Here is a 20,277-nt window from a genome sequence, read left to right on the forward strand (position 1 = left end):
ATGATTAAACTAACTACCCAACAGCTTGTTCAAATTTTAAATGCTGATCTTATTGGCGATGAGCAGGTCGTTGTTGAAAATATTAATACGGATACGCGTAAAGCTGTATATAACTCGCTTTTCTTTGCATTAAAAGGTGAGCATTTTGATGCACATCAATACTTAGATAAAGCCGTTGAGCAAGGTGCGACAGCCTTAGTAGTGCAACAAGCTAACACCGAAATAGCCACGCCACAATTAGTTGTTGCAGATACGCGCTTAGCCCTTGGTCAATTAGCAAAATGGTTACGTGAAAAAATTAATCCTCGTACCGTAGCGATGACAGGTTCATCGGGTAAAACTACGGTGAAAGAGATGACCGCATCCATTCTGCAACAAACAGCTGGCAATCCTGAAGCTGTGTTATTCACAAATGGTAATTTCAACAATGATATTGGCGTACCATTAACGTTATTACGCTTAACCGAACAACATAAATTTGCCGTTATTGAATTAGGTGCCAATCATCAAGGTGAAATTGATTACACCACGCATCTTGCTCAGCCTGAGGCCGCATTAGTGAATAATGTAGCGGCTGCACATTTAGAGGGATTTGGCTCCATTGAAGGTGTAGCTCGAGCTAAAGGTGAAATCTATCGCGGTTTAACCCCAAATGGTATGGCCATTATTAACAGCGAACATAATTATATTGAATTGTGGCAAAAAGAAATTGGCTCTCATGCCATTCAATATTTTAATGGTGGCGATTACAACGCTGAAAACGTAGAACATTCACCTAATGGCTCAACGTTTATGTTAGTTTCCCCAAAAGGTAGCATTGAGATTAATTTGCCTTATTTAGGTGAGCATAATGTAAAAAATGCGTTGGCAGCAACGGCTCTTGCTATGAATGTGGGCGCGAGTCTTGCTGATGTTAAAGCGGGTCTTGAACACCGTTCTCAAGTAAAAGGGCGTTTATTCCCGATTCAAGTGAATGAAAATCTGTTGCTATTAGATGATACTTACAATGCAAATGTGGATTCTTTACAAGCGGCGATTGATGTTTTAAAAGGTTACGATGCTTTCCGTATTCTACTTGTGGGGGATATGAAAGAATTAGGCGAGGATAGCCTAAAATGTCATCAAGCAGTGGGTGAGCATGCAAAACAAGCTCAATTAGATTTGGTGCTTTCTTACGGAACAGAAAGTGCGGTCATTTCTGAAGCTGTTTTGGGAAAACATTTTAAAGATAAAGCTGAATTGACAGCTTATGCGTTAGATATTATTAAACAGAAATTACAAGAAAACCAAAAAGTCGTCGTGTTAGCGAAAGGCTCTCGCTCAATGAAAATGGAAGAGACGATTTATTCATTAAAGGATAGCTTATGTTAGTTTGGCTTGCTGAATACTTAGTTCGCTATGAAACGGCATTTAATGCCATTTCCTATATTACCGTCCGTGCGATTTTGGCATTATTAACCGCACTTTTCATTTCTTTATGGATTGGTCCGAAAGTGATCAAACGCCTTCAAATTTTAAAATTTGGTCAAGAAGTGCGTAATGACGGTCCTGAAAGTCACTTTGCGAAAAAAGGTACGCCAACCATGGGCGGTGTGATGATTTTATTCTCCATCGGTGTGAGTACGTTATTATGGGCTAACTTAACGAATCCTTATGTTTGGATTTGTTTATTTGTGTTATTTGGCTATGGTGCAATTGGCTTTGTGGATGATTTCCGTAAAATCACGCGTAAAAATACAGATGGTTTAATTGCGCGTTGGAAATATTTCTGGATGTCAGTGGTGGCATTAGTAGCGATCATTTGGTTGTATTGGTTAGGTCATGATACCGATGCAACTCGTTTAGTGATTCCATTCTTCAAAGATATCATGCCGCAATTAGGTCTATTCTATATTGTGTTGTCTTACTTTGTGATTGTGGGTACAGGTAATGCAGTAAATTTAACCGATGGCTTAGATGGTCTTGCAATTATGCCAACGGCTTTAGTAGCTGGTGCATTTGCTTTGATTGCATGGGCGACCGGTAACGTTAATTTTGCAGAATACTTACATATTCCTTATATCAAATATAGTTCTGAAGTGGTGGTATTCTGTACTGCAATCGTAGGCGCAGGCTTAGGTTTCTTATGGTTTAACACTTATCCAGCTCAAGTCTTTATGGGTGATGTTGGCTCTCTAGCACTTGGTGGTGCACTTGGTGTTGTTGCCATCCTTGTTCGTCAAGAATTCTTATTAGTGATTATGGGCGGTGTATTTGTTGTTGAAGCCTTGTCTGTAATTTTACAAGTGGGTTCTTACAAATTAAGAAAACAACGTATTTTTAGAATGGCACCAATTCATCACCACTTTGAATTAAAAGGTTGGCCAGAACCTCGAGTGATTATTCGGTTTTGGATTATTTCCTTGATGTTGGTATTGATGGGGCTTGTAACGCTCAAACTAAGATAATTTTTGTAGGGTGCACTTGTTGCACCCTGCGTGCTCCCAGAATACGAGAGAAGAAAAACAACATGACAACTCTATATCAAAATAAAACTATCACCATCATAGGCCTCGGAAAAACAGGTCTTTCTTGCGTTGAATATCTTCAATCTCAACAAGCTAACATCCGAGTGATTGATACACGTCAACATCCAGCAGGTGCGGATAAATTACCTAAAAATGTTCCCTTACATACAGGTAGCCTAAATCAACAATGGTTACTTGAAAGCGATATTATTGTCATTAGCCCAGGGCTAGCAGTAAAAACACCTGAAATTCAGACCGCACTTTCAGCGGGTGTGGAAGTGATTGGGGATATCGAATTATTCTGTCGAGCTGCCACCAAGCCAATTGTCGGGATTACAGGCTCTAACGGTAAAAGCACTGTAACAACATTAGTCTATGAAATGGCGAAAGCTGCGGGAATAAAAGTGGGCATGGGTGGAAACATTGGCATCCCTGCGTTGTCATTATTAAATGAAGATTGCGATCTTTATGTATTAGAACTTTCCAGTTTCCAACTTGAAACCACTTATAGTTTGAAAGCGGCTGCAGCGACTGTGCTTAATGTGACTGAAGATCACATGGATCGCTATGTGGATTTAGAAGATTATCGACAAGCAAAATTACGCATTTACCACAATGCAGAAACAGCAGTAGTGAATTTAGAAGATAAACTCACTTTTGGCGAAGGTGAAAATCAGGCTAAGAAGGTGGTGTCTTTTGCTGAAAATCAAGCGGATTACTGGTTGAAAACCGAAAATGGTAAACAGTACTTAATGGCAAAAGAGGAAGTCATTTTACCTTGTGATGAAGCAACCTTGGTTGGTCGTCATAATTACATGAATATTTTAGCAGCAACGGCATTAGCGCAAGCAGTAGGCATAAATTTAGAGGCAATTCGTACCGCACTTCGTCAATTTAAAGGCTTAGATCATCGTTTCCAATTAGCGCATCAAGCGAATGGTGTTCGTTGGATTAATGATTCCAAAGCCACTAATGTAGGCAGCACCGTTGCAGCATTAGCGGGTTTATATGTTGAGGGAACGTTACACCTTTTATTAGGTGGTGATGGTAAAGGTGCAGATTTTTCTGAGTTAAAGGATTTAATCAATCAGCCTCATATTTCAACCTATTGCTTTGGTCGTGATGGCAAACAACTAGCCGCACTTTCAAGTCAAAGCCATTTGTTTGAAACTATGGAACAAGCCATTTCATTTTTACGTCCACATTTAAAATCAGGCGATATGGTGTTATTATCTCCTGCTTGTGCAAGTTTGGATCAATTTGCCTCTTTTGAAAAACGTGGCGAAGAGTTTACTCGTTTAGCAAAATTAGCTTAAAGAATTAGGGTAGTAATGGAATTTATCAATAAAATTAAACAAAATTATGAACAATGGGCGAGAGTGACGCCGCAAGGGTTGCTCTATGATCGCGCATTGTTTTGGCTTTTTGTCGTGCTATTGCTGATTGGTTTGGTGGCGGTAACTTCTGCTTCGATGCCTTACAGTGCACGCGTATTTAATGATACATTCTATTTTGCTAAACGTGATGCCGTGTATGTCTTACTTTCTTTAGCAACTTGTTATTTAACTCTCCAAATTTCTTCCTCTCAATGGGAAAAGTGGCACGCAAAAGTTTTCTTATTAGCTATTGTTTTACTAATACTGGTTCTTGGCATCGGGACTTCTGTTAATGGGGCTAAACGTTGGATTTCTTTAGGAATTTTAAATTTCCAGCCTGCGGAATTTGCGAAGTTAGCTTTAACTTGTTTCCTGGCGAGCTATTTTACGCGTCGTTATGATGAAGTACGTGGTAAAAAATTCAGTGCGGCTAAGCCTTTCATTGTGATGGGCGTATTAGGGATATTCTTACTAGCTCAGCCTGACTTAGGGAGTACCGTTGTACTTTTCGTTATTACCTTTGGCATGCTTTTTATTGTCGGTGCAAATTTTTGGCAATTTATTTTGCTAATTGGTACAGGCATACTTCTCTTTGTATGGCTGGTTCTCTCTGCCTCTTATCGTTTAAAACGTTTTACCGGTTTCTTAGAGCCATTTAAAGATCCATACGGAACAGGATTCCAGCTGACTAACTCTTTGATGGCCTTTGGTCGTGGTGAAATTAGCGGAGAAGGGCTCGGTAACTCCATTCAAAAACTCGATTATCTTCCTGAGGCTCATACTGACTTTATCATGGCGATTATTGGTGAAGAGTTCGGTTTTATTGGTATTTTAGTAGTTGTGATTCTCTTAGGGTTACTGATTTTCCGAGCGATGAAAATCGGACGAGAATCACTCATGTTAGAACAACGTTTCCGTGGCTTTTTTGCTTTAGGTATTAGTTTCTGGATTTTCTTCCAAGGTTTTGTCAATCTAGGCATGGCCTTAGGGATGTTACCAACAAAAGGTTTAACCTTTCCATTAGTGAGTTACGGTGGTTCAAGTATCATTATTATGTCGGCAACCGTAGGGATTTTATTGCGTATTGACCATGAAAATAGATTACAACGTGGCGGTCAAGCGCGTTTGAGAGATGATTAGGAATATTTATGAGTAAAAAATTATTAGTTATGGCGGGTGGTACTGGTGGACATGTTTTTCCCGCCATCGCGGTTGCTCAAACCTTACAAAAAGAAGGTTGGGAAATTTGTTGGTTAGGCACCAAAGATCGCATGGAAGCACAGCTTGTACCAAAACATGGTATTCCGATTCGTTTCATTCAAATTTCAGGGTTGCGTGGTAAAGGCATTAAAGCATTACTTGGTGCCCCTTTTGCTATTTTAAGAGCAGTATTGCAAGCTCGTAAAATTATTCAAGAATATCAACCTAATGCGGTATTGGGTATGGGCGGTTATGTATCTGGCCCGGGTGGCATCGCGGCAAAACTTTGTGGCGTGCCGGTTATTTTACATGAACAAAATGCCGTAGCGGGCTTAACTAATGAATGGTTAGCAAAAATTGCGACACGTGTATTACAAGCTTTCCCAACGGCATTTAAAGATGCCGAAGTTGTAGGAAACCCGGTTCGCCAAGATTTATTTGAAATGCCATCACCACAAGCGCGTTTTTCAGAGAGAAGTGGAAAACTGAGAGTGCTTGTCGTGGGGGGAAGTCAAGGGGCTCGAGTGCTCAATCAAACGATTCCACAAGTGGTTGCGCGTTTGGCAGATAAATTAGAAGTGCGTCATCAAGTGGGTAAAGGTTCAGTTGAAAGTGTGACCGCACTTTATGGTGAACACGCAGACTCTGTTAAAATTACAGAGTTTATCGATGATATGGCGGAAGCCTACGCATGGGCAGATGTGGTAATTTGTCGCTCTGGTGCTTTAACGGTATGTGAATTGGCTGCAGTAGGTGCGCCAGCGATTTTCGTGCCATTTCAGCATAAAGATCAACAGCAATATTTAAACGCGAAATATCTTGCCGATGTAGGTGCAGCAAAAATCGTTCAGCAAAATGAATTAAATGCGGATGTGTTAGTTGATTTCTTAGAAAAAACAGATCGTGAAACTTTGTTAGCGATGGCGATTAAAGCAAAAGAAATGTCAGCACCATTAGCGGCTAAACGTGTAGCTGACGTCATCGTAGAGAATGCGAAATAAGAACAGAGAAGTTAAGGGGAGTAAATAAACCCTTAATCTAAAAGTGCGGTTCAAAATAAAGGTGAAATAATATGAAACATATTTCGGACGAAATTAGAAAGATTATCCCTGAGATGCGTCGAGTTCAACAAATTCATTTCATTGGTATCGGTGGTGCCGGTATGAGTGGAATTGCCGAAATTTTATTAAATGAAGGTTATGATATCTCTGGTTCGGATATTGCAGATGGTGTTGTAACTCAGCGTCTAGCTCAAGCGGGCGCAAAAATTTTCATCGATCACCAAGCTGAAAATGTGCAAGGGGCAAGTGTAGTAGTTGTATCAAGTGCGATCCATGAAGATAACCCTGAATTAATCGCCGCAAAACAAAATCGTATTCCAGTGATTCAGCGAGCACAAATGTTGGCTGAAATTATGCGTTTCCGTCATGGTATTGCGGTAGCAGGTACCCATGGTAAAACCACTACTACAGCTATGATTTCGATGATTTATACTCAAGCGAAACTGGATCCAACTTTTGTTAATGGTGGTTTAGTTAAATCAGCCGGTAAAAATGCACATTTAGGTGCAAGCCGTTATTTAATCGCTGAAGCAGATGAAAGTGATGCCTCTTTCTTACACTTACAACCAATGGTTTCTGTGGTGACCAATATTGAACCGGATCATATGGATACCTATGAAGGTGACTTTGAGAAAATGAAAGCCACCTATGTAAAATTCTTACATAACTTGCCGTTCTATGGCTTAGCGGTGATGTGTGCTGATGATGCTGTGTTAATGGAACTAGCTCCTCAAGTTGGACGTCAAGTATTAACCTATGGTTTCAGTGAACATGCTGATTATCGTATCGAAGATTATGAACAAACGGGTTTCCAAGGTCATTACACCGTAGTTTGTCCAAGTGGTGAGCGTATTAATGTATTATTAAATGTACCGGGTAAACACAATGCGTTAAATGCAACCGCAGCACTTGCAGTCGCAAAAGAAGAAGGCATTGGCAATGAAGCGATTTTAGAAGCGCTTGCTGATTTCCAAGGTGCGGGCAGACGTTTTGACCAATTAGGCGAGTTTATTCGTCCAAATGGTAAAGTACGCTTAGTGGATGATTATGGCCATCACCCAACAGAAGTTGGCGTGACAATCAAAGCAGCACGTGAAGGCTGGGGAGATAAACGTATTGTGATGATTTTCCAACCTCACCGTTATTCACGTACTCGCGATTTATTTGATGATTTCGTGCAGGTATTATCCCAAGTGGATGCATTGATTATGTTAGATGTATATGCGGCAGGCGAAACGCCAATCGTAGGTGCAGATAGCAAAGCACTTTGTCGTTCTATTCGTAACCTAGGAAAAGTCGATCCAATTTTAGTTTCTGATACGGAACAACTTGGTGATGTATTAGATCAAATTATTCAAGATGGTGATTTAATTCTTGCCCAAGGTGCGGGAAGTGTAAGCAAAATTTCTCGTGGTTTAGCAGAGCGTTGGAAAGCATAAATACATCGAAAAAATAACCGCACTTTTCAATGAAGAATAAAAGGAAAACAGGATAAAACAATGAATTTAAAACAAGAAAAAATTGCCGTGTTGTTAGGCGGCACATCAGCTGAACGTGAAGTATCTCTTAATTCTGGTGCAGCTGTGTTAAATGCATTAGTGAGTCAAGGTTATAATGCGAACGGTATCGATCCTAAAGAATATAATGTCGCGAATTTAAAAGCAGATGGTTTTGATCGTGTCTTTAACATTTTACATGGTCGCGGTGGTGAAGATGGTACCATGCAAGGTTTATTAGAACAAATTGGTTTGCCTTACACTGGTTGTGGTGTGATGGCTTCCGCGTTAACCATGGATAAAATGCGCACTAAAATGTTATGGAAAGCCTTTGGTTTACCTGTCGCTGATATGGAGATCGTGACCAAAGAAAACGCTCACGAACTAAACCCACAAGCTGTGGTCGAAAAATTAGGTTTACCTTTGATGGTTAAGCCATCTCTTGAGGGGTCAAGTGTCGGTTTAACGAAAGTAAAAGCAGTCGAAGAATTAAAAAGTGCGGTCGATTATGCACTTAAATTTGATAACACCATTTTGATTGAAGAATGGTTGGCTGGCGATGAATTAACAGTGCCTGTTTTAGGTGGCGAAGTATTGCCTGCTGTTCGCATTGTGCCTGAAGGTGAGTTTTATGATTACGATGCGAAATATATTTCAGATAACACTCAATATTTTTGCCCTGCCGGTCTTTCAGCTGAGCGTGAGCAAGAATTAGCGAAATTAGTTAAACGTGCTTATGACGTTGTAGGATGTCGTGGCTGGAGCCGCATTGATGTGATGACTGATGCACAAGGTAATTTCCGTTTAGTCGAAGTAAACACAAATCCTGGCATGACAAGTCACAGTTTGTTCCCTAAATCAGCGTCAACAGTCGGTATTTCATTTGAACAACTCGTCGTGAAAATTTTGGAGTTGAGTGCGTAATGAATGTAATTAAGCGCAAAAATACACCGCCAACGCAATTTGGTCGCTCATCTAATGGAGAAGGTAAATTCCGTTTTATGCTGCAGATTAAACTTGCTTTGGTGTTACTTTGTGCGGGGTTAGGGTATTTCGTTTATTCAAACTGGCAAAATTGGCTGGAAAGCTTAGACGGTGATAGAAAAATCACTGCCTATGCATTAGTGGGCCAAAATGAATTTACTACTTATCCGGATGTGCAAGATGTATTACTCAAAATGGGTTCACTTAAGGGCTTCTGGGGACAGGACGTTAAGCAAATTCAAGAGCAGCTTGAAACAATTCCTTGGGTAAAAGGTGCGGTAGTTCGTAAAATTTGGCCAAATCGTTTAAGTATCTGGTTATCAGAATATCAGCCAGTCGCCATTTGGAACAAAACAGAGTTCGTCACAAAAGAGGGAACGGTTTTCCAATTGCCGATGGATAAGTTAAAAGAAAAAGCTTTACCTTATTTAGGTGGCCCAGATTATCAAAGCTTAAAAGTATTAGAAGCTTGGAATCAAATTTTTGCTGATTTTAAAGCGAAAAATTTGCTAGTTAAAGGTGTGACAATTGATGATCGTGGTGCGTGGCAAGTTACGTTAGATAATGATATAGTATTAAAACTTGGGCGCGGAGATTGGAAACCAAAATTAGATCGATTTGTAACGATTTATCCACAAATTGAAGTGCCTGAAGGTAAACGAATTGATTATGTAGATTTGCGCTATGCATCTGCATCAGCAGCGGTTGGATTGACAGAGAAATAAAAAATAATTCATTGGGTGTAATAAGAAAATGGCAAAAGAGTTGGAACCGAAAGTAATTGTAGGTCTTGAAGTTGGTACATCAAAAGTTGTTGCTGTCGTTGGGGAAGTCCTTCCTGATGGCGTAGTAAATGTACTTGGCGTGGGCAGTTGTCCATCAAAAGGGATTGATCGTGGCAGTATTACTGATTTAGATGCCGTTGTTAATTCTATCCAACGTGCCATTGAAGCAGCTGAATCAATGGCCGATTGTCAAATTATGAGCGTAACTCTTGCGATTACAGGTGAACATATTCAAAGTCTGAATGAGAGCGGCTTTGTTGCTATTTCTGAAAATGAAGTAACTCAAGATGAAATTGATGATGCTTTACATACAGCGAGTTCAGTGAAATTACCTGAGGGTCTTTCTTTATTACACATCATTCCACAAGAATATGCCGTAGATAAGCAAGTTAATATTAAAAATCCATTAGGTTTACAAGGTGTTCGTTTAAAAGCAAACGTACACTTAATTGCGTGTCACCAAGACTGGCAAAATAACTTAAAGAAAGCAGTTGAGCGTTGCGGATTACAAGTTGATAAAGTGGTGTTCTCCGGCTTTGCAGCAACACATTCTGTTTTAACTGAAGATGAAAAAGATCTTGGTGTTTGCTTAGTTGATTTCGGTGCAGGCACCATGAATATGATGGTTTATACCAATGGCTCATTGCGTTTCAGCAAGGTTATTCCTTACGCAGGAAATATTGTAACGAACGATATTGCTCATGCATGTACCGTTTCTCGTGCAGAGGCAGAGCGCATTAAAGTGAATTATGCGAGTGCATTATATCCGGCACGTTTACATGGTGATAAGAAAATTGAAGTGGCAAGTATTGGTGGTCGAGCACCACGTGCGTTAACAAAAAGTGATTTATCTTTAATCACTTCAGCAAGATATATTGAACTATTAGGCGTTGTTAAGGACGAATTAGATAAGCTCAAAGCAGATTTAGAAACCAAACATATTAAATTTGAATTAATTGCGGGTGTTGTTATCACCGGTGGTGGTGCACAGATTGAAGACTTAAAAGATTGTGCATCAAGTGTATTTGGTTGTCAGGTACGTATTGGTAGTCCATTAAATATTACGGGTTTAACAGATTATGTAAATCGCCCACAATATTCAACTGTGGTGGGATTATTACAATACCATCATCAAAATAGTGATAATGATCCTGTGGATAGTAACTATGGCGATGAAGCATTAGGCAAAAAATTCTGGAAAGGTCTTAAAAATATTTTCAATAAAGTGAAATCAGAATTTTGATCATTTTGGCTTTTTCATTTACAATAGAAAAAATTTAACTTTTATTAATGTGCTAGCAGAGTATTAGCAGTAACGGAGAACAGCAAATGTTATACCCAGAGTATGGTGATTTTGAAGAGCAAACAGGTGCACTGATTAAGGTTGTCGGTGTCGGTGGAGGCGGCGGTAACGCAGTTAACCACATGGTTGCTAACATGGTGCAACAGGAATTTAATGGTAATTTCTTGGGCGAAAGTGCAATTGATAGCGAAGAACACGGTAAAATCGTATTCTATGCGGTGAATACCGATGCGCAAGCATTACGCAAAAGCCAAGTTCAACAAACTGTACAAATCGGTGGGGCAACAACGAAAGGTCTTGGAGCGGGGGCAAACCCAAATGTAGGTCGTAAAGCGGCTGAAGATGACCAAGAAGAAATCCGTAAAATGCTTGAAGGTGCAGACATGGTCTTTATCGCTGCTGGTATGGGCGGTGGTACAGGTACTGGTGCCGCACCAATCGTCGCTAAAGTTGCGAAAGAATTAGGTATTTTAACCGTTGCTGTTGTTACTAAGCCATTTAGCTTTGAAGGCAAAAAACGTATGCAATTTGCTGAATTAGGGATTAAAGATCTTTCACAATATGTGGATTCAATGATCATTATTCCTAACCAACAAATCCAAAAAGTTCTCCCGAAAAATGCAACGTTAATTGATGCTTTTGCTGCTGCAAATGACGTATTACGTAACTCTGTTATGGGCATCTCCGATATGATTACATCTCCAGGTTTAATCAACGTGGACTTCGCAGACGTAAGAACAGTTATGTCGGAAATGGGCCAAGCAATGATTGGTTTCGGTTCAGCTCAAAGTGAACCAGGCGCAGGCCGTGCAGAAGAAGCAGCACGTCTTGCAATTAAAAATGATTTATTAGAGAAAGTCGATCTTTCTAACGCTAAGGGTATCCTTGTTAATATTACCTCAGGTATGGATCTCGGCTTTGACGAATTTAACGTGGTAGGTGACACAGTAGGTAGTTTTGCATCTGAAGACGCAACTATCGTAGTGGGTACCAGTTTAGTTCCTGAAATGAGCAATGAAATTCGTGTAACGATCGTTGCAACAGGTTTAGGTGATGTTGTTGCGGCTGAGCCAGTAGTGATTGCTCGTCCTCAAGCAGCTGTACAACAAGCGCCAGTTCAACAACCTGTAGCGCAAGAAACAATTCAGCCACAACCGCCAGTTGGTTTACATGGTTTAGATGCATTAAGACATAATCCACAGCCAGAACCAGTACAGGAACAAAATCTACAATACGGTAACTTAAATAAACCGCTTGATCCAAGCCGTTTAGAACAGTTAAGAAATAATCCTAATTTCTTTAATCCGGCATCATTTGGTCGTGATGAGAAATAAGAGTAGAAGTAATCTTGTTGTGAAGCAATAAGGTAAAAGAGATGATTAAACAAAGAACATTAAAACAAAGCATTAAAGTCACAGGTGTAGGCTTACATAGCGGTAAAAAAGTAACGTTAACGTTGCGTCCGGCTATGCCAAATACTGGTGTGATTTACTGCCGTACCGATCTTAATCCGCCAGTAACCTTCCCTGCGAATGCGGATTCAGTGCGCGATACAATGCTTTGTACTGCACTTGTGAATGAACAAGGTGTGCGTGTTTCAACCGTAGAACACTTAAACGCAGCATTAGCAGGTTTAGGTATCGATAATATTATTATTGAAGTTGATGCACCTGAAATTCCAATCATGGACGGTAGTGCAAGCCCATTCATTTACTTGCTTTTAGATGCAGGTATTGAAGAACAAAATGCACCGAAGAAATTTATTCGTATTAAGAAAAAGGTACGAGTAGAAGACGGTGACAAATGGGCAGAATTCAAACCTTATAATGGTTTCCGTTTAGATTTCACAATCGACTTTGATCATCCTGCGATTAGTAAAAATGTACGCAATTACGTGATGGATTTCTCAGCACAGGCATTCGTACATCAAATTAGTCGTGCAAGAACCTTTGGTTTCATGAAAGATATTGAGTATCTTCAATCTCAAGGTCTTGCATTAGGTGGTAGCCTAGATAATGCCATCGTATTAGATGATTACCGTATCTTAAATGAAGACGGATTACGCTTCAGAGATGAATTAGTACGTCATAAAATGCTTGATGCGATTGGCGATCTTTATATGTGTGGCTATAACATTATCGGTGATTTCAAAGCTTATAAATCTGGTCATGGCTTAAATAATAAGTTACTCCGTGCTGTACTTGCCGATCAGGAAGCGTGGGAATTTGTTACCTTTGAAGATAAGAAACAAGTTCCACAAGGTTATGTTGCACCTGCCCAGGTACTCATCTAACAATGTTTTGGTGAAAAGCTATACTTCTTTCGGGAGTATAGCTTTTTTATTTCCCATCTTGCTCTGTTATTTTTGTTTTCGGCGAAGGTAAAGAGCGGTCAAAAATAGAGATATTTTTATTATGAAAAAATTATTTACCGTGCTTCCTCTTGTGCTAGCAACTTCTGCTGCAATGGCATATGAACAAGATAAAACCTATCAATTTACCATATTGCACACAAATGATACGCACGGACATTTTTGGCCGAATGCAAGAGGCGAATATGGCTTTCCAGCACACAAAACAATTGTTAATCGCGTAAAAGCTGAAGTGGAGCAAAAAGGTGGCTCACTCGTTTTATTAAATGCAGGTGATTTTAATACTGGTGTACCTGAGTCAGATATGCAAACAGCAGAACCTGATATTAAAGCAATGAATGCAATGGGTTATGAAGCAACCGTATTAGGTAATCACGAGTTTGATAATCCATTACAAATTCTTGATATGCAAGAAAAATGGGCAAACTTCCCATTCTTATCTGCAAACGTGATTAATACTAAAACAGGTAAAACCTTAGTTAAGCCTTATACCATTTTAAATAAACAAGATCTTAAAATTGCCGTGGTGGGTTTAACCACAGAGGATACTGCAAAATTAGGTAACCCAGAATATCTTCACAATGTGAAGTTTGAAGACCCAACAACAGTAGCAAAAGCCACATTAAAAGAGCTAAATGAAAAAGTTAAGCCAGATGTAAAAATCGCTTTAACACATATGGGCTATTACTATGATGCGAAACATGGTTCAAATGCGCCGGGTGATGTGAGTCTTGCACGTAATTTAGATAAAGGCGCATTCGATATGATTATTGGTGGTCACAGCCATGATCCGATTTGCATGGATGATAAAGGTGTATGGATTAAAGATTATCAACCTACTCAACCATGTAAACCCGATTTCCAAAATGGTACTTGGATTATGCAAGCCTTTGAATGGGGTAAATATGTTGGTCGTGCAGACTTTGAGTTCAAAAATGGTGAATTAAAATTAGTGAATTATCAATTAATTCCAGTGAACTTGAAGAAAAAAGTGAAAAAAGAAGATGGCAAAACAGAATATGTGAATTATGCCGAAGAGATTCCACAAGATCCAGAAATGGAAAAACTTTTAAAATCTTACCAAGATAAAGGAGATGCTTTATTAAGCCAAAAAGTGGGGAAATTAAACGGTAAGTTAGAAGGTGATCGTACCATTATTCGTTTTGAACAAACTAACCTTGGTCACTTAATTGCAGAAGCACAACGCCAAAAAGCGAAAGCAGACATTGGTATCATGAACTCAGGTGGTATTCGTGATTCTATCCAAGAAGGTGATGTGACTTATAAAGACATTTTAAAAATTCATCCATTTGGTAATATTGTGAGCTATTTTGAATTAACCGGTAAAGAATTACTGGATTATTTAAATGTGGTGGCATTGAAAGAAGTGGATTCTGGTGCTTATGCACAATATTCAGGTATCAGCATGACAGTGAATCGTGCGGAGAAGAAAGTTGAAAATGTGAAAATTCAAGGCAAACCATTGGATTTAAATAAAACTTACCGTATTTCTGTACCAAGCTATAATGCAGCAGGTGGAGATGGTTATCCAGTCATGACAAAAAATCCAACTTTTGTTAACACAGGTTTTATTGATGCGGATGTTTTAAAAGAATTTTTTGAGAAAAATTCACCTATTAATGCTGAAAAATACATCCCTCATAATGAAGTAACCTTTAAGTAAGGAATGAAATGGCATTAGATTTATCAGAAATTCGTCAGCAAATTACGCAAATTGATCGCAGCTTGTTAAAGCTGCTGTCAGAGCGTCATCGCCTGGCATATGATGTAGTAAGAAGCAAAGAAGTGACGCAAAAAGCGTTACGCGATTTGGAGCGTGAGCAACAGCTCTTGCAAGAGCTTGTGCAATTTTCTGAAAGCCAAAATTATCAGCTTGAATCACAGTATATTACGTCAGTCTTCCAAAAGATTATTGAAGATTCTGTGTTAACACAACAAGTGTATTTACAGAAAAAACTCAATGAGCAACGAGAAGAAACGTTACATATCGCTTTCTTAGGCAAACGTGGTTCTTACTCTAATTTGGCTGCGCGTAACTATGCGGCTCGTTACCATCAACAATTTGCTGAAATCAGTTGCGATTCCTTTGCTCAAATTTTTGAAAAAGTTGAAAGTGGGGAAGCTGATTATGGTGTACTTCCTTTAGAAAACACCACATCAGGTGCAATTAATGAAGTTTATGATTTGCTTCAACATACTAGCTTATCATTGGTAGGGGAGTTGGCTTATCCTATCAAGCACTGTGTTTTAGTGAATGAGCAGGATGATTTAAGCAAAATTGATACACTTTATAGCCATCCACAGGTAATCCAGCAGTGTAGTCAATTTATTCAAAGTCTTGAGCGTGTGCATATTGAGTACTGCGAAAGTAGCTCTCATGCAATGCAGCTTGTGGCAAGCTTGAATAAACCTAATATTGCGGCATTAGGTAATGAAGATGGTGGCAAGCTTTACGGCTTACATGTGTTAAAACATAATATTGCTAACCAAGAGAACAATATCACTCGTTTTATTGTGGTAGCTAAACAAGCTCGAGAAGTTTCACCGCAAATTCATACGAAAACTTTATTGTTAATGACAACATCGCAACAAGCGGGTTCTCTAGTGGATGCTTTACTTGTGTTTAAAAAGCACGGTATTAATATGACCAAGCTTGAATCTCGTCCTATTTATGGCAAGCCTTGGGAAGAAATGTTCTATTTAGAAATTGAAGGAAATATTCATCATCCTGATACCCAAATTGCCTTGGAAGAGCTTAAACAATTCAGTAATTATCTGAAAGTACTTGGTTGTTACCCAAGTGAAATAGTGAAGCCTGCGAAGGTATAACGAAAATAAAAAAAGAGCGGTCGATTTAAAACAACGTTAAAATCGACCGCTCTTTTTATTGGGAAATCTTAAGCTTTTTTCAAGAACTCTGATTTCAACATGATTTTGCCACAATCGACGTTGTGATCTCCATTAACTAAACGGATATTTTTGAATTTTGTGCCTTTCTTCAACACTTCAGATGAACCTTTTAATTTTAAATCTTTAATTAAAAGCACATCATCACCATCGGCTAACAAGTTACCGTTGCTGTCTTTAACAATTAGTTGATCTTCATCGACTTCAACTGTTTCATTACCATTCCACTCATTACCACAATCAGGGCAAACAAAATTTACAGAATCATGATAAACATATTTGCCTTTACATTTTGGGCAAGCTGGCATTTGATCCATTTCTTTTTCCTTCTTTATCTGATTTAAGCCAAGTATAATGCGCACGGAGTATAACAAAAAAGTGACTATTCGCCAAAAAATGGGCAATTTCACGGAATTTATGAGGTATTTATGAAAAAAATTATGCTTTTGAGTACAGTGATGGGCAGTTTAATCTCAATCAATGCATTCGCGCACAATATCCAACCAAATCAACTTTTAGCCAATGTAACGGTTTCGGATAAAGGCGAAATCACTTTAAATGGCAATGATGTAGCGTATAAATCGTGGAGCTCAACGGCATTACCTGGCAAAGTCCGTGTGATTCAGCATATTGCAGGTAGAAGTGCGGCAAAAGAGAAAAATCAAGCGATGATCGAAGCCATCAAAGCTGCTCATTTTAACCAAGCCAAATATCAAACCACGACCATTATTAATGCTGATGATGCCGTTGTGGGCACGGGTATGTTTGTGAAAAGTAGCGCAGAAAAAGGCAAAAAAGAAAATGCCCATAGCCAAGTGATTTTAGATGATAAAAGTGCGGTCAAAAATGCGTGGGGATTACGTGAAAAAGACAGCGTGATTATTTTGCTTGATAAAACCGGCAAGGTGCAATTTGTGAAAGAAGGTAAATTGACGGATGATGAAGTCAAAGAAGTGATTTCACGTGCAACAGCATTAATGGCGAAGTAATAGAGTAATAAGCGGAAGTTCTCTTCCGCTTTTTTATCCTTTGAAATCCTTCATTAATTTTCTCAATGTGCCACAATTTCGTTGAAATTTACGGCAATGTGTACAGATGGCAAGATGCAAATTGAGCCCAATTTTTTCTTTAGTCATTAATGAGCGTTCTTGCGCATCTGAAATGAGTCGAGTCGCTTGGCGACATTTCATAAAATCACTCCTTAAAGTTTATGAGATAAGCAGTTTTGAAGTTGTAAGCGAGCACGATAGAGTGTCGTGTGCAAGTTACTTATGCTTAGTTGATTTTCTTGGCAAATTTCTTCGGAAGATAATTCCAAAAACTCTCTCATCATAAAAATCTTGGCTTGTTTGGCTGGCAGGCAAGTTAAGCAAGTTTCAAAAATCAGCCAGAATTCTTCAGAATAGACCGCACTTTCGCTCAGTTCGAGATCGAGTGGAGAATGTTCAGCTTTCCAGTGGCCCCCTTCATCAAAGAAATGATTAGTTTGTTCTTCATCTTCAATTTCGGTTTCTAGCACTAATTTGCCTTTCTGACGAAGAAAATCAATGATTTTATTTTTTAAGATAGCAAAGACCCAGGTCTTAAATGCCGCTTGTCGTTTAAATTGCTCAAGATGGTTAAATGCACTTAAAAAACTCTCTTGCACCAAATCTTCAGCTAATACAGAATCGCCCACCTGTAATGTGGCAAATTTCAGCATTTGCTCTCTAATTTGAGCCAAGTCTTTATTGGAAATTCCAGTTTTCATATTTTTTCCTTGAAAAAAGTGTAAGAAATAGATTTCTCATTCGTCTAATGATAATGAAAGGGGAAACCTTTCCATCCAATGCTAATTATTCACAAATTAAGGAAGATTCAAAATGAAAAATATTACTTCAAAAACAACCTTTACTGCTATTGCTGCACTTTTCTTCGCAACCAGTCTTTATGCGACCGATATGAAATCTAATGAAATGTCGATGGCAAAAGATTCCATGCCGATGACAAAAGATTCCATGCCGATGACAAAAGACGCTATGCCAATGCAAAATGACAAAATGGCATCTGATGGGATGATGAAATCTCATGATATGAAATCTCACGACATGAAAATGGATAATATGAAATCAGAAGGAATGAAATCTGATGATATGAAAACAAAAGAAATGAAAGCAAAAGAAATGAAGAAAAAAGCAAAAACAATGGAAAAACCGAAAATGTAATGCTTTCTTCTTAAAAGAAAAACTGCGGTCAATTTGACCGCAGTTTTTGTATCAAAGTGAGATTATTGTTTACGCCACGTCGTGCCGTTAGGGCCGTCTTCTAACACAATTCCCATTGCAGTGAGTTCATTACGAGCCGCATCTGCAGCAGCCCAATCTTTAGCAGCACGCGCTTCGTTGCGTTGTTTGATGAGCGCTTCAATTTTTGCGACTTCATCATCGTCAGAGCCCGCTTGTAAGAATTTTTCTGGATCTTGTTGAAGTAAACCTAAGATACCCGCTAATTCACGTAAACGAGCAGCAAGACCATTGGCTTTTTCTGTATCTTCAGTTTTCAATTTATTGATTTCACGAGCCATTTCAAATAAGACAGAAAGGGCATTCGGTGTATTGAAATCATCATCCATTGCCTCACGGAAGGCTTCCACAAAATTTTCACCACCAAAAGCAACCGCACTTTGATCGGTGCCACGTAAAGCGGTGTACAAACGTTCTAATGCACTTTGTGCTAAATTCAGGTTTTCTTCACTATAATTGAGTTGGCTGCGATAGTGTGCTGTTAATAAGAAATAACGCACCGCTTCTGCATTGTAGTGGTTTAATACATCACGAATAGTGAAGAAGTTGCCGAGGGATTTCGACATTTTTTCTTTATCTACCATAATCATGCCAGAATGGATCCAATAATTCACATATTGGCCCCCATGAGCACAGCAAGATTGGGCGATTTCATTTTCGTGATGCGGGAACATTAGGTCAGAACCGCCACCGTGAATATCAAAATGTTCGCCAAGTTGTTTGCAGTTCATTGCTGAACATTCAATGTGCCAACCTGGACGGCCCGCACCCCATGGTGATGGCCAGCTTGGTTCGTTTTCTTTCGACATTTTCCAAAGCACGAAATCCATTGGGTTTTTCTTGATTTCATTAATTTCAATACGTGCACCGGCTTGTAATTGGTCGAGATCTTGGCGCGATAATTTGCCGTATTCTTTAAAGCTTTCCACATCAAACATCACGTCGCCATTGTCTGCAACATAAGCATGGCCACGAGCAATCAATTTTTCCACAATTTCAATAATTTCAGGGATATGGTGTGTTGCACGAGGCTCAAAATCAGGGCGTAATACGTTTAATGCATCAAAATCTTTATACATTTCTTGCACCATACGATCCACAAGTTGATCGCAGGTTTCTTTGTTTTCTAATGCACGTTTAATGATTTTATCGTCTACATCCGTGATATTACGCACATAAGTCAAATCGTAGCCTAAAGAGCGTAAATAGCGAGCAATCACATCAAAACATACAAAGGTACGGCCGTGGCCAATATGGCATAAATCGTAAACGGTCACGCCGCACACATACATACCCACTTTTCCTTCATGGATAGGTTTGAACACTTCTTTTTCTCGAGTGAGGGTATTAAAGATCTTTAACATATTTTTTCTCTTCTGATTGGAATCCGACCGCACTTTTTCTGCTCATGGTGGCACTTTCTCGCCATTTGTGGAATAATGAATACCTTAATTTTCAAGAGGAAAACAACATGGTTACATTACACACAAATTTTGGCGATATTAAAATTAAACTTGATTTTGATAAAGCGCCAATCACCGCAGAAAACTTTTTAAATTATTGTAAAAACGGTTTCTATAATAACACAATTTTCCACCGTGTTATTGATGGATTTATGATCCAAGGTGGTGGTATGGAAAGCGGAATGCGTGAAAAAGCAACAAACGCACCGATCCAAAATGAAGCTAACAATCGTTTAAGCAATAAACGTGGCACAATCGCCATGGCGCGTACCTCTGATCCACATTCTGCAACGGCACAATTCTTTATTAACGTGGCAGATAATGACTTCTTAAACTACCGTTCAAAAGAGATGTTTGGCCGTGAAGTCGTGCAAGAATGGGGCTATGCCGTATTCGGTGAAGTGGTTGAAGGCATGGATGTGGTTGATAAAATCAAGAAAGTAAAAACCGGCAATAAAGGTTTCCACCAAGACGTTCCAACAGAAGATGTCGTGATTACATCAGTTTCTGTAGAATAATTA

The 20,277-nt window shown here is 39.1% G+C and carries 20 protein-coding genes; 16 read left to right on the forward strand and 4 right to left on the reverse strand.

The genetic code is table 11. From position 1 onward, the window contains the following. The 13 genes from murF to pheA all read left to right on the forward strand — a co-directional run bounded on the left by murF (window position 1) and on the right by pheA (window position 15,933). A complete protein-coding gene (gene murF, locus INP93_RS05755) occupies window positions 1–1,371 on the forward strand; it encodes a UDP-N-acetylmuramoyl-tripeptide--D-alanyl-D-alanine ligase (RefSeq protein WP_197544375.1) in 1,371 nt (456 codons plus the stop codon). Further along, window positions 1,365–2,447: a phospho-N-acetylmuramoyl-pentapeptide-transferase gene (mraY, locus tag INP93_RS05760; protein WP_005696533.1), complete on the forward strand. Its 1,083-nt coding sequence runs from the start codon at window positions 1,365–1,367 to the stop codon at window positions 2,445–2,447. The genes murF and mraY overlap by 7 nt, the downstream gene beginning before the upstream one ends. Before the next feature lie 62 nt (window positions 2,448–2,509). Continuing rightward, the gene (gene murD / locus INP93_RS05765) at window positions 2,510–3,823 is read left to right on the forward strand and encodes a UDP-N-acetylmuramoyl-L-alanine--D-glutamate ligase (RefSeq protein WP_197544376.1); all 1,314 of its coding nucleotides are present in this window, start codon (window positions 2,510–2,512) and stop codon (window positions 3,821–3,823) included. Window positions 3,824–3,838: 15 nt separating this feature from the next. Beyond that, the gene (ftsW, locus tag INP93_RS05770; protein WP_049366214.1) at window positions 3,839–5,023 is read left to right on the forward strand and encodes a putative lipid II flippase FtsW; all 1,185 of its coding nucleotides are present in this window, start codon (window positions 3,839–3,841) and stop codon (window positions 5,021–5,023) included. 8 nt (window positions 5,024–5,031) lie between these two features. Next, window positions 5,032–6,084, forward strand: a complete 1,053-nt coding sequence (murG, locus tag INP93_RS05775) for an undecaprenyldiphospho-muramoylpentapeptide beta-N-acetylglucosaminyltransferase (protein WP_197544377.1) — start codon at window positions 5,032–5,034, stop codon at window positions 6,082–6,084. A gap of 71 nt (window positions 6,085–6,155) precedes the next feature. Beyond that, window positions 6,156–7,583 carry a UDP-N-acetylmuramate--L-alanine ligase gene (gene murC / locus INP93_RS05780; protein ID WP_197544378.1) on the forward strand — a complete coding sequence of 476 codons (1,428 nt, stop codon included), beginning with the start codon at window positions 6,156–6,158 and terminating at the stop codon, window positions 7,581–7,583. Between the two features lie 60 nt (window positions 7,584–7,643). Beyond that, window positions 7,644–8,564 (forward strand): D-alanine--D-alanine ligase, encoded by a 921-nt coding sequence (locus INP93_RS05785; RefSeq protein WP_197544379.1) that lies wholly within the window; start codon window positions 7,644–7,646, stop codon window positions 8,562–8,564. Continuing rightward, window positions 8,564–9,349, forward strand: coding sequence for a cell division protein FtsQ/DivIB (locus tag INP93_RS05790; protein WP_197544380.1), 786 nt, complete (start codon window positions 8,564–8,566; stop codon window positions 9,347–9,349). Before INP93_RS05785 ends, INP93_RS05790 begins: the two co-directional genes overlap by 1 nt. Window positions 9,350–9,377: 28 nt before the next feature. After that, on the forward strand, window positions 9,378–10,652 hold the full coding sequence (gene ftsA, locus INP93_RS05795; RefSeq protein WP_005697680.1) for a cell division protein FtsA: 1,275 nt from the start codon (window positions 9,378–9,380) through the stop codon (window positions 10,650–10,652). 86 nt (window positions 10,653–10,738) lie between these two features. Continuing rightward, a complete protein-coding gene (gene ftsZ, locus INP93_RS05800) occupies window positions 10,739–12,046 on the forward strand; it encodes a cell division protein FtsZ (RefSeq protein ID WP_197544381.1) in 1,308 nt (435 codons plus the stop codon). A 41-nt stretch (window positions 12,047–12,087) separates the two neighbouring features. Further along, window positions 12,088–13,005 carry a UDP-3-O-acyl-N-acetylglucosamine deacetylase gene (gene lpxC, locus INP93_RS05805; protein ID WP_049370105.1) on the forward strand — a complete coding sequence of 306 codons (918 nt, stop codon included), beginning with the start codon at window positions 12,088–12,090 and terminating at the stop codon, window positions 13,003–13,005. A 121-nt stretch (window positions 13,006–13,126) separates the two neighbouring features. Further along, the gene (gene ushA / locus INP93_RS05810; protein WP_197544382.1) at window positions 13,127–14,767 is read left to right on the forward strand and encodes a bifunctional UDP-sugar hydrolase/5'-nucleotidase UshA; all 1,641 of its coding nucleotides are present in this window, start codon (window positions 13,127–13,129) and stop codon (window positions 14,765–14,767) included. 8 nt (window positions 14,768–14,775) lie between these two features. Continuing rightward, window positions 14,776–15,933 (forward strand): prephenate dehydratase, encoded by a 1,158-nt coding sequence (gene pheA / locus INP93_RS05815; protein ID WP_197544383.1) that lies wholly within the window; start codon window positions 14,776–14,778, stop codon window positions 15,931–15,933. 68 nt (window positions 15,934–16,001) lie between these two features. On the opposite strand, the gene INP93_RS05820 is transcribed toward pheA, so the two are convergent. Further along, window positions 16,002–16,328: a zinc ribbon domain-containing protein YjdM gene (locus tag INP93_RS05820; protein ID WP_197544384.1), complete on the reverse strand. Its 327-nt coding sequence runs from the start codon at window positions 16,326–16,328 to the stop codon at window positions 16,002–16,004. A gap of 111 nt (window positions 16,329–16,439) precedes the next feature. On the opposite strand from INP93_RS05820, the gene INP93_RS05825 reads away from it, so the two are divergent. Beyond that, entirely contained in the window at window positions 16,440–17,000 is a 561-nt protein-coding gene (locus tag INP93_RS05825; RefSeq protein WP_197544385.1) for a YtfJ family protein, read from the forward strand. Window positions 17,001–17,033: 33 nt separating this feature from the next. On the opposite strand, the gene INP93_RS05830 is transcribed toward INP93_RS05825, so the two are convergent. Further along, window positions 17,034–17,201, reverse strand: a complete 168-nt coding sequence (locus INP93_RS05830) for a zf-HC2 domain-containing protein (protein WP_049366225.1) — start codon at window positions 17,199–17,201, stop codon at window positions 17,034–17,036. Between the two features lie 11 nt (window positions 17,202–17,212). Continuing rightward, window positions 17,213–17,761 carry a sigma-70 family RNA polymerase sigma factor gene (locus tag INP93_RS05835; protein WP_049370108.1) on the reverse strand — a complete coding sequence of 183 codons (549 nt, stop codon included), beginning with the start codon at window positions 17,759–17,761 and terminating at the stop codon, window positions 17,213–17,215. A gap of 112 nt (window positions 17,762–17,873) precedes the next feature. Between INP93_RS05835 and INP93_RS05840 the strand changes: the two genes are divergently transcribed. Beyond that, the gene (locus INP93_RS05840) at window positions 17,874–18,215 is read left to right on the forward strand and encodes a hypothetical protein (RefSeq protein WP_049370109.1); all 342 of its coding nucleotides are present in this window, start codon (window positions 17,874–17,876) and stop codon (window positions 18,213–18,215) included. Between the two features lie 62 nt (window positions 18,216–18,277). Here INP93_RS05840 and cysS read toward each other — a convergent pair whose 3' ends face one another. Further along, window positions 18,278–19,657, reverse strand: coding sequence for a cysteine--tRNA ligase (cysS, locus tag INP93_RS05845; RefSeq protein WP_197544386.1), 1,380 nt, complete (start codon window positions 19,655–19,657; stop codon window positions 18,278–18,280). A 107-nt stretch (window positions 19,658–19,764) separates the two neighbouring features. Here cysS and INP93_RS05850 point away from each other — a divergent pair, with 107 nt between their 5' ends. Continuing rightward, window positions 19,765–20,274: a peptidylprolyl isomerase gene (locus INP93_RS05850; protein WP_005699853.1), complete on the forward strand. Its 510-nt coding sequence runs from the start codon at window positions 19,765–19,767 to the stop codon at window positions 20,272–20,274. The last annotated feature ends 3 nt before the right edge of the window (window positions 20,275–20,277 follow it).

The sequence above is a fragment of the Haemophilus parainfluenzae genome, from assembly GCF_014931415.1.
GTDB lineage: Bacteria > Pseudomonadota > Gammaproteobacteria > Enterobacterales > Pasteurellaceae > Haemophilus_D > Haemophilus_D parainfluenzae_AF.